At 62.7% G+C, this 11609-nt stretch carries 14 protein-coding genes; 13 read left to right on the top strand and 1 reads right to left on the bottom strand.

What is annotated here, in order from left to right:
• Positions 1-139: 139 nt before the first annotated feature.
• Positions 140-772, bottom strand: coding sequence for an HAD-IA family hydrolase (locus tag RMN95_RS12325; protein WP_309617205.1), 633 nt, complete (start codon positions 770-772; stop codon positions 140-142).
• Positions 773-864: 92 nt separating this feature from the next.
• On the opposite strand from RMN95_RS12325, the gene RMN95_RS12320 reads away from it, so the two are divergent.
• The 13 genes from RMN95_RS12320 to RMN95_RS12260 all read left to right on the top strand — a co-directional run bounded on the left by RMN95_RS12320 (position 865) and on the right by RMN95_RS12260 (position 11570).
• Positions 865-1521 carry an L-threonylcarbamoyladenylate synthase gene (locus tag RMN95_RS12320; RefSeq protein ID WP_309617204.1) on the top strand — a complete coding sequence of 219 codons (657 nt, stop codon included), beginning with the start codon at positions 865-867 and terminating at the stop codon, positions 1519-1521.
• Positions 1518-2762, top strand: a complete 1245-nt coding sequence (locus tag RMN95_RS12315; RefSeq protein WP_397545291.1) for an MraY family glycosyltransferase — start codon at positions 1518-1520, stop codon at positions 2760-2762. The genes RMN95_RS12320 and RMN95_RS12315 overlap by 4 nt, the downstream gene beginning before the upstream one ends.
• Entirely contained in the window at positions 2759-3214 is a 456-nt protein-coding gene (locus RMN95_RS12310; RefSeq protein WP_309617202.1) for a hypothetical protein, read from the top strand. The genes RMN95_RS12315 and RMN95_RS12310 overlap by 4 nt, the downstream gene beginning before the upstream one ends.
• A 99-nt stretch (positions 3215-3313) precedes the next feature.
• A complete protein-coding gene (atpB, locus tag RMN95_RS12305; protein ID WP_309617201.1) occupies positions 3314-4132 on the top strand; it encodes a F0F1 ATP synthase subunit A in 819 nt (272 codons plus the stop codon).
• Positions 4133-4177: 45 nt separating this feature from the next.
• Positions 4178-4414: an ATP synthase F0 subunit C gene (gene atpE, locus RMN95_RS12300; RefSeq protein ID WP_309617200.1), complete on the top strand. Its 237-nt coding sequence runs from the start codon at positions 4178-4180 to the stop codon at positions 4412-4414.
• A gap of 27 nt (positions 4415-4441) precedes the next feature.
• Entirely contained in the window at positions 4442-5014 is a 573-nt protein-coding gene (locus RMN95_RS12295; RefSeq protein WP_309617199.1) for a F0F1 ATP synthase subunit B, read from the top strand.
• Entirely contained in the window at positions 5015-5809 is a 795-nt protein-coding gene (locus RMN95_RS12290) for a F0F1 ATP synthase subunit delta (protein ID WP_309617198.1), read from the top strand.
• 103 nt (positions 5810-5912) lie between these two features.
• Positions 5913-7550 carry a F0F1 ATP synthase subunit alpha gene (gene atpA / locus RMN95_RS12285; protein ID WP_309617197.1) on the top strand — a complete coding sequence of 546 codons (1638 nt, stop codon included), beginning with the start codon at positions 5913-5915 and terminating at the stop codon, positions 7548-7550.
• A 60-nt stretch (positions 7551-7610) separates the two neighbouring features.
• Positions 7611-8510 carry a F0F1 ATP synthase subunit gamma gene (locus tag RMN95_RS12280; protein ID WP_309617196.1) on the top strand — a complete coding sequence of 300 codons (900 nt, stop codon included), beginning with the start codon at positions 7611-7613 and terminating at the stop codon, positions 8508-8510.
• A 34-nt stretch (positions 8511-8544) separates the two neighbouring features.
• Positions 8545-10023, top strand: coding sequence for a F0F1 ATP synthase subunit beta (gene atpD / locus RMN95_RS12275; protein ID WP_309617195.1), 1479 nt, complete (start codon positions 8545-8547; stop codon positions 10021-10023).
• A gap of 2 nt (positions 10024-10025) precedes the next feature.
• On the top strand, positions 10026-10286 hold the full coding sequence (locus RMN95_RS12270; RefSeq protein WP_309617194.1) for a F0F1 ATP synthase subunit epsilon: 261 nt from the start codon (positions 10026-10028) through the stop codon (positions 10284-10286).
• A gap of 27 nt (positions 10287-10313) precedes the next feature.
• On the top strand, positions 10314-10832 hold the full coding sequence (locus tag RMN95_RS12265; RefSeq protein ID WP_309617193.1) for an ATP-binding protein: 519 nt from the start codon (positions 10314-10316) through the stop codon (positions 10830-10832).
• Complete coding sequence (locus RMN95_RS12260; protein ID WP_309617192.1) at positions 10833-11570, top strand: peroxide stress protein YaaA; 738 nt, start codon at positions 10833-10835, stop codon at positions 11568-11570.
• The last annotated feature ends 39 nt before the right edge of the window (positions 11571-11609 follow it).

Here is an 11609-nt window from a genome sequence, read left to right as displayed (position 1 = left end):
GCCCACTCGCCATCATCGTGCCACCACCGCTCGCGCAGCTCGTCGAGTGTGAGACCCGTGAGTTCGGTCATCCCGGCCATTCGAGCTCGCCAGTCGTAGTCGTACAGCACGTCATCCATATCGAAGATGAACAGCAGGCTCATTGGTCGCGCCCAGCGAACGCCTCAACGGCGGGCAGGAGAGTGTCGGTCTGTGGCACGCCATTAATGTACTCGAGGTGATAGCCCGTGATTCCGACCGAGCGTGCCCCCGCGATATTCTCGGCGCTGTCGTCGGCGAAGAACGTCGAGCTCGCCGAAGCACCGAACCGGTCGAGAGCCCGGGCGAACAGCTCGGGTTCGGGTTTTCGAATCCCGAGCATGTAGCTGACCAGGATGTTGTCGCCCACGATCTCGACGACATCCGGTGCCAGCAGAGGCAGCGCCTCGCCGAGCGGGGCGGGGTTGTTCGACAGCAGGCACACCGTGCCAAGCTCGGCGGCTCGGCGGAGGGCTTCGACACTCGCGTCGATTCGGCTCATGGAGGGTGCCCTGGCCGATGCCCATTCCTTAAGGCTCAGCCTGCGACCGCCCGTGATGCGGGCGAACTCATCCAGGTAGGCGTCGGCGGTCGGCCATTCCCCGGCCTCGGCTCGAATTTCATACTGGCCCGCCCACCAACTCGAAGCGATCTGGTACTGGCTCGCGCCGCTGAGACGGGCGAGTTCGGGCAGCCGGCAGCGAAAGTTGTACGCATAGAGCGTGCGGTCGAGGTCGAAGAAGTAGAGGTCCACGGGTCTCCCAGTCTTTCACGGCGGTCGCGGGGGCAGGTCCACCGGGCCCGGGCTTCGGCCGGTACCGGTTCGACGGGTACCATAGACGCGACATGGCCTCCATCTACGACTGCTCGGTTGAAGCCGAACTTCTCACCGGTATGCGCCTCGCGAGGGTCGCAATTGGTCGAGGCGACCTCGTGGTGGTGCCGACCGATACGGTCTATGGTCTTGCGGCCGATGCGTTCAATCCGGCGGCCGTGCAGAAACTGATCGATGCGAAGGGCCGCACGCGGCAGTCTCCGTCGCCCGTGCTTATTCCGGGCATCCCGACGCTCGATGCCCTGGCCGAGACTGTTCCGGATGAGGTGCGCGCCCTCGTGGCGAAGTTCTGGCCCGGGGCGCTGACGATTATCCTCCCGGCGCAAAGCTCGCTGCAGTGGGATCTGGGGGAGACCCGCGGCACGGTCGCGCTGCGTATGCCGTCGAACCGTATCGTGCTCGAACTGCTCTCGGAGACCGGTCCGCTCGCGGTCTCCAGCGCGAACCTCACGGGACAACCGGCGGCCCTCACCGCGGCGGCTGCCGAAGTGATGCTGGGCGATTCGGTGAGTATTTACCTCGATGATGGCGACGGCGGCACGGTGTCATCGACGATTGTGGATGCCACGGCCCTCTCACTGCCGGAGGGCAAATTGCGCATCGTGCGCGAGGGTGCCATCTCCGCCGATGAGATCCGCGAGGTCGTAGGGGCAGATCGGTGCGAATAGTCTTCTACATCCTGGTGACGGGAGTCTCGGCGATCGTGACCTTCGCGCTCGCCATTGTCATCTGGAAGCTGAGCACGAAGTACCGGCTGTACCCGAAGATCCGCGAACGGGATGTGCACACGCGGCCGACCCCGAGACTCGGCGGCGTCGCGATGTTTCTGGGGATGGTCGCGGCGTTCGCCGTCGCGTCCCGACTGGACAATTTCAGCATCGTGTTCATGGAGCCCGGCAAGGTTCTGAGCATTTTTGGCGCCGCGCTGATCATCGTGTTGTTGGGTGTAGCCGATGACCTGTGGGACCTCGACTGGGTGACGAAGCTCGCCGGCCAGTTCGTCGCTGCCGGGCTGCTTGCCTGGCAGGGCGTTCAAATCGTCACTCTTCCCATTGGCGGGCAGACGATTCTGTCGGCATACGTATTCCTCGGTCTGACCGTCTTCGCGATTGTGCTCGTCATGAACGCCATCAACTTCATCGATGGACTCGACGGGCTGGTAGCCGGGGTCGCGCTCATCGCAAACGGTGTGTTCTTCGTGTACACCTATGTGCTCCAGTCGGATGCGCAAACTGACTACTTCAATCTCGCCTCGCTGGTTTCAGCCGTGCTGATCGGGGCCTGCATCGGATTCCTGCCGCTGAATTTTCACCCGGCAAAACTGTTCATGGGTGACGCGGGTGCCCTGCTTGTCGGGCTTCTGATGGCGGTGTCCGCCCTGTCGGTGACCGGTCAGGTCGACCCCGAAACCCTGAATCAGCCCGACCAGTTCACGGCCTCTTTCGTTCCCGCGTTCATTCCCATCCTGCTGCCGTTCGCGGTGCTCGTCATTCCCTTGCTCGATTTCGGTCTGGCGGTGATACGCAGGCTGCGCGCCGGCAAGTCGCCGTTCTCGGCCGACCGCAAGCACCTGCACCACAGGCTGCTCGATATGGGCCACTCGCATCTGCATGCCGTACTGATTTTCTACGCCTGGACCGCGGTCGTCTCGGTCGGGTGCCTCGCCTACCGATTCGTGCCCTGGTACGCCGCGACTCTGTTCATCGTGATTGGCCTGGTCATCTGCACTGTGGTGACGTTATCGCCGCTGAGCAGGCGCAAGGCCCTCGAGGCCATCGCCCAGTCGAGCGGAATCGACGATAACGCCCAGATCGCAGATGCCCGCTATGACGGCCTGGATGCGGCGGCAGACGAAGCCCTGCTCGAATCGTCGAGCACGACCCCCGACACAAGAGAGCCCACTCCATGAAGACAGCGACAATCCTGGCCAGGGCGATCGTCTATGGGGCGATCCTGACGGCGATCATCGCCGTGGTGGGTTCGGTTATCGGATACCTCGTGGCCGACGTCCCCGGGCTGGTGAGCGCACTCGTGGGGGCCGGCCTGACGGCGCTCTTCATGGGCTTCACTGCGTTCAGCATTGTCCTCGCGGCGAAGGTGACCCACAATGAACCGTCGAGCACGCTGTTCTTCGGCATCGTGCTCGGAGTGTGGTTGCTGAAGTTCGTCGTGTTCATCGCGATCCTGGTGATATTGCGCGACCAGCCGTTCATCGAGCCGCTGGTGATGTTCTTCTCGATCCTGGCGGCAGTCATCGGCAGCCTCGTGGTCGATGTGGTGGCGTTCCTGGGTGCACGGGTGCCCTATGTGGGCGAGGTGTCCCTGTCCGGGGTCGATCAGGATGAAGCTACGAAGCTGTAGCGGTTCGAGCCAGTGGCAATCTCTTGATAGGGTTTCAGAGATCGCCCCCCACCTTTCATCGCCGCGTGCTAGCACGCCCCGATTCTGGAGCCAGCGCTGTTGCACCACGCTCTCACCCTTCTTCCCTTCGTCACCACCGCCGGTCCGGACGATGGGGGTTTTAGCGGTCCCACGCTCGACGATTTCTTCCCGCCCGTCATCTTTTTCGAGGGCACACTCTTCGAGATCAACCGCGTCATCCTGATCCGCTTCTTTGTCGTTGCCGTGATTCTCCTGGTCTTCTGGCTGGGCACCAGGCGAATGAAGATGATCCCGGGCCGCGGTCAGTCAATCCTCGAGTTCATTCTTGGTTTTGTGCAATCCAACATCGTCGAGGGCAACCTGGGCAAGAAAGACGGCGCTCGCTTTCTTCCGATTATCACGGCGATCTTCATCACCGTTCTGGGCATGAATATCACCGGCATCATCCCGGGGATCAACCTGACCGGAACGGCCGTCATCGGGCTGCCCTTGGTGCTTGCGCTGGTCGCCTATGTCACCTTCATCTATGCCGGCGTGAAGAAATCGGGCGGTGGCTTCTTCAAGACCGCACTGTTCCCGGCCGGCGTGCCCGCGGCCCTGTACGTGATTGTGACGCCGATCGAATTCCTGTCGACCTTCATCCTGCGACCGGTCACGCTCGCCCTTCGACTCCTGATGAATATGATCGCCGGGCACATGCTGTTGGTCCTCTGCTTCTCGGCGACCCAGTTCTTCTTCTTTAGCGCCGGGGGCCTGTATGCCCTGTTTGGCGCGGGAACCTTGGCGTTCGGCTTCATCTTCACCATCTTCGAGATTCTCGTGGCCCTGCTTCAGGCATACGTCTTCGCTTTTCTCACCGCCGCCTACATCCAGCTCGCGCTGGCTGAAGATCACTAAACGAACCTGGCACTCGCCAGTTCGCCACCCTGGAAGGAAATACCCGTGGACCCCATCACGAACGTCGCCGAGATCACTGGCAGCCTCGCTCCGATCGCCTTCGGAATCGCGACCATCGGCCCCGCCATCGGCGTGGGAATTGTCGTCGGAAAGACTGTCGAGTCCGTCGCCCGCCAGCCCGAGCTGCAGGGGCGCCTGACCGGCCTCATGTTCCTCGGTATCGCGTTCACCGAGGCCCTCGCGTTCGTCGCAATCGCCGTCGCCTTCATCCCATTCCCGTAATAATCAACAGTCACAGAGGAGGCAGGAATGCTTAGCGCAATCCTGGCTGTAGCGGCGGAGGAAGCTCCCAACCCGCTGATCCCCGCCCCGTACGACATCATCTGGTCGGCTGTCTGTTTCGCGGTCATCCTGATCGTCTTCTGGAAAAAGTTCCTTCCCGCAGTGAAGACGACGCTGGATGCCCGCTCAGAGGCCATCGAGGGTGGCATCAAGAAAGCCGAGATCGCCCAGGCCGAGGCCGCTGCCGCGCTGGCGCAATACAAAGACCAGCTGGCGGAAGGCCGCGCCGAGGCCGCGAAGATTCGCGACCAGGCTCGTGCCGACGGCACGAAGATTCTCAACGAGCTCAAGGAGCAGGCGGCTCTCGAGGCGGCTCGCATCACGACCAACGCCCAGGCCACCATCGAGGCCGAGCGCCAGGGCGCTCTCGTCTCCCTTCGCGCCGAGGTCGGAAGCCTGGCGATCGATCTGGCATCCGGCGTCATCGGGCAGAGCCTCAGCGACGATAAGAGGGCGTCAGCCCTTGTCGACCAATTCCTTGCTGAGCTCGAAAGCGACGATAAGGCTGCGGCCGGCGACAAGGCCAGGACGGGCAAGTAGATGGGATCGGCAACCAGGGAAGCGCTTGTGGCGTCGCGCAAAGCGCTCGGTGCGTTAGCCGCCGACGACGCTCTCGCGGCAGGCCAGCAACTCTTCGAGGCTGGACGTGTCATCGGCGAGTCAGCCCAGCTGCGATCGATGCTTGCCGATGCGTCGGTGGCCGCAACGGATAAGGCAGCACTGATTGACCGTCTGTTCGTGTCCCTCGGTTCGCCTGCCAGAACGCTCCTTGCGGGGATGGTTGCACTGCGCTGGTCACACCATGACCAGCTTCTTGCCGGAATCGAAGAGATCGGCATCCGAGCCGTGGCCCGCTCGGCGCCGAGCGGTCTCTCTATTGAAGACGAAGTGTTCTCCTTTGGTGCTGCCGTCTCCTCTGACCCCGAGCTTGAGCTCGCAGTCGGTAGCAAGCTGGGCTCGAATGCGGCGAAGTCCGCGTTGGTCACGGCGCTGCTGAAGGGCAAGGCGAGCGAGCAGACGCTCGCTATCGTCAATCACCTGGTGCAGCAGCCGCGGGGCCGCCGCATCGGAGGTCTCGTTCGCACCGCGGCATCCATCGTCGCTGACGAGGCCGGTCTGGCCGTGGCTACCGTCACCTCCGCATCACCTATCAGCACCGCGCAACTCGACCGACTGCGCACCGGGCTCTCGAAGAGCTACGGGCGGCAACTCGAAGTCAACCTCGTCGTAGACCCGTCGATCGTCGGCGGAATTCGCGTGCAGGTCGGAGATGACGTCATCGACGGCAGCATCTCCACTCGGATCAACGCACTCAGACTTACGATCGCCTCCTAGTCCACCAGCCTCCTGGCCAACAGGGGGCGTAACACCAAGTTTCATCAGTTTCGTGCCGGAGAAGGCACAGGCACCAGACTTTTCCACTGAACAGGAAGACACAATGGCAGAACTCACGATCAGCCCGGACGAGATCCGTGACGCACTTAAAGATTTCGTCAAGGCGTACGAGCCCGGTAAAGCCTCCAAGACCGAGATCGGCCACGTCATCGACGCGGCGGACGGAATCGCGCACGTGGAGGGTCTCCCCGGCGTCATGGCCAACGAGCTCATCACGTTTGCCGACGGTACCCTGGGCCTCGCCCAGAACCTCGACGAAGACGAGATCGGCGTGATCGTGCTCGGCGAGTTCATCGGCATTGTGGAGGGCATGGAGGTGAGCCGCACCGGCGAGGTGCTGTCCGTGCCCGTGGGCGATGCCTTCCTCGGTCGTGTCGTCGACCCGCTGGGCGCCCCGATCGATGGCCTCGGCGAGATCGTCTCCGACACCCGTCGTGCACTCGAGTTGCAGGCCCCCGGGGTCATGCAGCGCAAGAGCGTCCACGAGCCCATGCAGACCGGAATCAAGGCGATCGACGCCATGATCCCGATCGGCCGCGGGCAGCGCCAGCTGATCATCGGTGACCGCCAGACGGGCAAGACCGCCATCGCGATCGACACGATCATCAACCAGAAGGCCAACTGGGAGTCGGGCGACACGACAAAGCAGGTTCGCTGCATCTACGTCGCCATCGGCCAAAAGGGCTCCACGATCGCGGCCGTCAAGGGCGCCCTCGAAGACGCCGGAGCGATGGAGTACACGACCATCGTCGCGGCGCCCGCATCAGACCCGGCTGGCTTCAAGTACCTCGCACCGTACACGGGATCTGCCATCGGCCAGCAGTGGATGTACGACGGCAAGCATGTGCTGATCGTGTTCGACGATCTGTCCAAGCAGGCCGAGGCCTACCGCGCCGTATCGCTGCTGCTGCGTCGTCCGCCGGGACGCGAGGCGTACCCGGGAGACGTGTTCTACCTGCACTCCCGCCTGCTGGAACGTTGCGCCAAGCTCTCAGATGAGCTGGGTGCCGGCTCGATGACCGGGTTGCCGATCATTGAGACCAAGGCGAACGACGTCTCCGCCTACATCCCGACCAATGTGATCTCGATCACAGACGGTCAGATCTTCCTCCAGTCCGACCTGTTCAACGCCAACCAGCGTCCCGCGGTCGACGTAGGTATCTCGGTCTCCCGCGTGGGTGGCGATGCGCAGGTCAAGTCGATCAAGAAGGTGTCCGGCACGCTCAAGCTCGAGCTGGCCCAGTACCGTTCGCTCGAAGCCTTCGCGATGTTTGCCTCCGACCTGGATGCCACCAGCCGCCGCCAGCTTGCTCGCGGTGCCCGACTGACCGAACTGCTGCGCCAGCCGCAATACTCGCCGTTCCCCGTCGAGAAGCAGGTCGTGTCGATCTGGGCTGGCACCAACGGCAAGCTCGACGAGGTTCCCGTTGAAGACGTCCTGCGCTTCGAAAGCGAGCTGCACGACTACCTCGCCCGCAATACCAAGGTGCTCGACACGCTCCGAGACACGAATGTATTAGACGATGACACCGCCCACGCGCTCAGCGAGGCCGTGGATAAGTTCAAGCTTGAGTTCCAGACCGGTGATGGCAAGACGCTCTCCGACCCTGGATCAGAGCAGTACACCGAAACGCCGGACGAAGACATCAACCAGGAAAAGATCGTCAAGGGCAAGCGCTAACACCTCCGCCTCGTCTTTTCACTCGACATCCTCTATCACTAGCAATCAGGGACACACCACATGGGAGCGCAACTTCGGGTCTACCGGCAGAAGATCAAGTCTGCCCAGACGACCAAGAAGATCACTCGGGCCATGGAGCTTATTTCCGCGTCGCGAATTCAGAAAGCGCAACAGCGGGTAGCGGCATCCGGCCCCTATTCACGTGCCGTTACGCGAGCGGTGTCGGCCGTGGCGACGTTCTCCAATGTCGATCACATCCTCACCACCGAGTCCCCAAATCCCACCCGGGCGGCGGTTGTTCTCTTCACCTCCGATCGCGGGCTCGCCGGTGCCTTCAGTTCGCAGATCATCCGCGAGATGGGTGAACTGCGAACACGGCTTGGGGGCGAAGGTAAGGAGGTCGTCTTCTACCTGGTCGGTCGCAAAGCCGTGGCCAACTTCGCCTTCCGCAAGAGGGCGTCAGAAGCGCAGTGGGTCGGCGGAACCGATCAGCCCGTGTTCGAGACCGCACAGCAGATTGGTGAGGCGCTGGTCGCCAAGTTTGTGCAGCCCACCGAAGAAGGTGGAGTCGACGAGATCCACATCCTCTTCAACCGGTTCGTCAGCATGGTCACCCAGGTGCCTGAGGTCGTCAGGCTGCTTCCGCTCGAAGTCGTCGAGGGCGTGGAGTCTACCGAGCCCACCGAGTTGCTGCCGCTGTACGAGTTCGAGCCCGAGGTTGATGACGTGCTCGACGCGCTGCTGCCCGTATACATCGAGAGCCGCATCTTCAACGCGATGTTGCAGTCAGCGGCGTCGGAGCATGCCGCACGCCAGAAGGCCATGAAGTCGGCCAGCGATAACGCCGACAAGCTCATCAAAGACTTCACCAGGCTGGCAAATAATGCTCGCCAGTCTGAGATCACCCAGCAGATTTCCGAGATCGTGGGCGGCGCAGACGCCCTGAGCTCGACCAAGTAGTCAACGACACACGCTGTGAGAGAAGAGAGAAGCCATGACAATCACCGCTCCTGACACCACGTCAGATGCCCAGAAGCCTGCCGGCATTGGTCGTATCGCCCGGGTCACCGGCCCTGTCGTCGACATCGAGTTTCCGCATGACTCGATTCCGGGCATCTACAACGCCCTGAAGACCACGATTACCATCGGTGATACCTCGAGACAGATCACGCTCGAGGTTGCCCAGCATCTGGGTGATGACCTGGTGCGTGCCATCGCTCTGAACCCGACCGACGGGCTCGTCCGTGGCCAGGAGGTGCGCGACACCGGCGAACCGATCACGGTTCCGGTTGGTGACGTCACCAAGGGCAAGGTGTTCAATGTCATCGGCGAAGTCCTGAATGCTGACCCTGACGGCACGATCGGCGGCGAGAAGTTCGAGATCACAGAACGCTGGCCGATTCATCGCAAGCCACCGCCCTTCGATCAGCTTGAGTCCAAAACCGAACTCTTCGAGACCGGCATCAAGGTCATCGACCTGCTGACGCCCTACGTACTCGGTGGCAAGATCGGTCTCTTCGGTGGTGCGGGCGTGGGCAAGACCGTGCTCATCCAGGAAATGATCCAGCGGGTCGCGCAGGATCACGGTGGCGTGTCGGTGTTCGCCGGTGTGGGCGAGCGCACCCGAGAGGGCAACGACCTTATCGCCGAGATGGATGAGGCTGGCGTCTTTGACAAGACCGCGCTTGTCTTTGGCCAGATGGATGAGCCGCCGGGAACGCGACTCCGCGTGGCCCTCTCGGCGTTGACCATGGCCGAGTATTTCCGCGATGTGCAGAACCAGGATGTGCTGCTCTTCATCGACAACATCTTCCGTTTCACCCAGGCGGGCTCAGAGGTCTCGACGCTCCTGGGCCGCATGCCGTCCGCGGTGGGATACCAGCCGAACCTCGCCGACGAGATGGGTGTGCTCCAGGAGCGCATCACGTCGACCCGGGGACGATCGATCACGTCTCTACAGGCGATCTACGTGCCCGCCGACGACTACACCGACCCGGCGCCGGCCACCACCTTCGCGCACCTCGACGCCACGACGGAGCTCAGCCGAGAGATCGCATCGAAGGGGCTGTATCCGGCCGTCGATCCGCTGACCTCGACCAGCCGCATCCTCGACCCTCGCTATCTGGGCGCCGACCACTACCGTGTCGCAACCAGTGTGAAGGCCATTCTGCAGAAGAACAAGGAACTGCAGGAGATCATCGCCATCCTCGGAGTCGACGAACTCTCCGAAGAGGATCGCATCACGGTGTCACGTGCCCGCCGCATCCAGCAGTTCCTGTCACAGAACACCTACATGGCGAAGAAGTTCACCGGTGTGGAGGGTTCGACGGTGCCGTTGAAGGACACCATCGAGTCGTTCGACGCGATCGTCAGGGGCGAGTTCGATCACGTAGCAGAGCAGGCGTTCTTCAACGTCGGTTCGATCGGCGATGTCGAAGAGCAGTGGGCGAAGATCCAGAAGGAGAACGGCTAACGATGGCCGAGCTCAGGGTCAGCGTCGTCGCGGCCGACCACGAGGTGTGGTCAGGCAAGGCGAAGCAGATTATCGCGCGCACCACCGAGGGCGAGATCGGAATCCTGCCGGGCCACGAGCCTGTGCTGGCGATCCTCGCTCGAGGTGAAGTGCGGGTGACGACGATTGATGGACAGGTCGTGACCGCCCAGGCCGACGATGGCTTCCTGTCGGTGGAGAACAACACCGTGACGATCGTGGCGCGCAACGCCGAGCTGGCCTAGCCTGTCATCTATGTGGGGATTTTCATCATGCTGATTGCGATGGCGGGGCTTCCCGGTTCGGGAAAGTCCACCATCGGGCAGGTCCTGGGTTCGCGCCTCGGGCTTCCGGTGATCTCGGTTGATCCGATCGAGTCGGCCATCCTTGGGGCCGGGATCGATGCAGACCAGCCCACCGGTCTCGCGGCGTACCTGGTGGCCGAGATGCACGCCGAGACCACGCTCGTGGCGGGGCGCAGTGTGATCGTGGATGCCGTGAACGCCGTCAATCCGGCGCGGGAGCAGTGGGTCAACCTGGCTCAACGACAGGGCGAACAGCTGAGATTCATCGAAGTCATCTGCTCGGACGCGGATCTTCACCGCGAGCGCATTGAGAACCGCGAGCGCCTGCTTCCGCACCAGCAGCTGACCTGGAATGCCGTGGAGCAAAGTCTCGAAGACTACTCCGAATGGACGGGTGCCAGTGCCACGTTCGGGCGCATCACTCTCGATTCGGTTGAGCCGCTGGGTGTGAACATCGACCGCGCTATGGCGTTCCTCGAGTCGTAGGTGCTGCTCCTTCTTCCGCCATCCGAGACCAAACGCGATGGTGGCGTGGATGCCTCTGCGCTCGATCTCGCTGCGTTGAGTTTTGCCAGCCTCACTCCCCATCGGAAGTTGGTCATCGCGGGGCTGAAGTGCTTATCGCGTTCCGTCGGTGGATCCATGGAGGCGCTGTCTCTCGGCCCGACCCAGCGTGGTGAGGTTGATCGCAACCGAGCGGTGTCCCGATCGCCTGTGATGCCGGCGCTTGAGCGTTACACGGGCGTGCTGTACGACGCCCTCGGTGCCGGGTCGCTCACCGCTCCCTCGCGGGGGTTCGCGGGTGAGCACCTGGTGGTTCACTCCGCCCTGTTCGGGTTGCTGGGAGGGAATGACCTGATCCCGGCCTACAGGCTGTCGCATGATTCTCGATTGCCGGGGCTGTCTTTGCGCCGCCACTGGCGTGACACCATCACCGCAACGCTCGCGCTCGAACCCGGGCTCGTCCTCGATTTGCGCTCGGACTCCTATGTGGCGCTCGGCCCGGCGCCCTCCTCGGTGGTGCCTATTCGTGTGGTGTCCCAGGATTCACGTGGTCGTCGAGTGGCTCTGAGCCATGCGAATAAGGCGGGCAAGGGTTCGTTTATCCGTGCTGTCGTTGAGGCTGGGGTCGACCACGCTTCTGTGGATTCCCTGCTGCAGTGGGCGGGAACCGCCGGGATCAGGCTCGAGCGTGCCGAGGCCGGGCTGGACCTGCTTGCCTGATAGGCGGATGTTCGTGGCTGCCGACGACGTGTTTGGGGA

The organism is Salinibacterium sp. (genome assembly GCF_031364185.1).
In the GTDB taxonomy this organism is placed as follows: domain Bacteria; phylum Actinomycetota; class Actinomycetes; order Actinomycetales; family Microbacteriaceae; genus Rhodoglobus.
Note: the sequence above shows the minus strand (reverse complement) of the source record. Positions and strands in the feature narration are given on the sequence as shown.

Excerpts from the sequence above, each read along its gene's own strand:
- RMN95_RS12320 (WP_309617204.1), top strand. The coding sequence starts at position 865 with ATGGCCTCCATCTACGACTGCTCGGTTGAAGCCGAACTTCTCACCGGT.
- RMN95_RS12310 (WP_309617202.1), top strand. The coding sequence starts at position 2,759 with ATGAAGACAGCGACAATCCTGGCCAGGGCGATCGTCTATGGGGCGATC.
- RMN95_RS12295 (WP_309617199.1), top strand. The coding sequence starts at position 4,442 with ATGCTTAGCGCAATCCTGGCTGTAGCGGCGGAGGAAGCTCCCAACCCG.
- RMN95_RS12290 (WP_309617198.1), top strand. The coding sequence starts at position 5,015 with ATGGGATCGGCAACCAGGGAAGCGCTTGTGGCGTCGCGCAAAGCGCTC.
- atpA (WP_309617197.1), top strand. The coding sequence starts at position 5,913 with ATGGCAGAACTCACGATCAGCCCGGACGAGATCCGTGACGCACTTAAA.
- RMN95_RS12280 (WP_309617196.1), top strand. The coding sequence starts at position 7,611 with ATGGGAGCGCAACTTCGGGTCTACCGGCAGAAGATCAAGTCTGCCCAG.
- atpD (WP_309617195.1), top strand. The coding sequence starts at position 8,545 with ATGACAATCACCGCTCCTGACACCACGTCAGATGCCCAGAAGCCTGCC.
- RMN95_RS12270 (WP_309617194.1), top strand. The coding sequence starts at position 10,026 with ATGGCCGAGCTCAGGGTCAGCGTCGTCGCGGCCGACCACGAGGTGTGG.
- RMN95_RS12265 (WP_309617193.1), top strand. The coding sequence starts at position 10,314 with ATGCTGATTGCGATGGCGGGGCTTCCCGGTTCGGGAAAGTCCACCATC.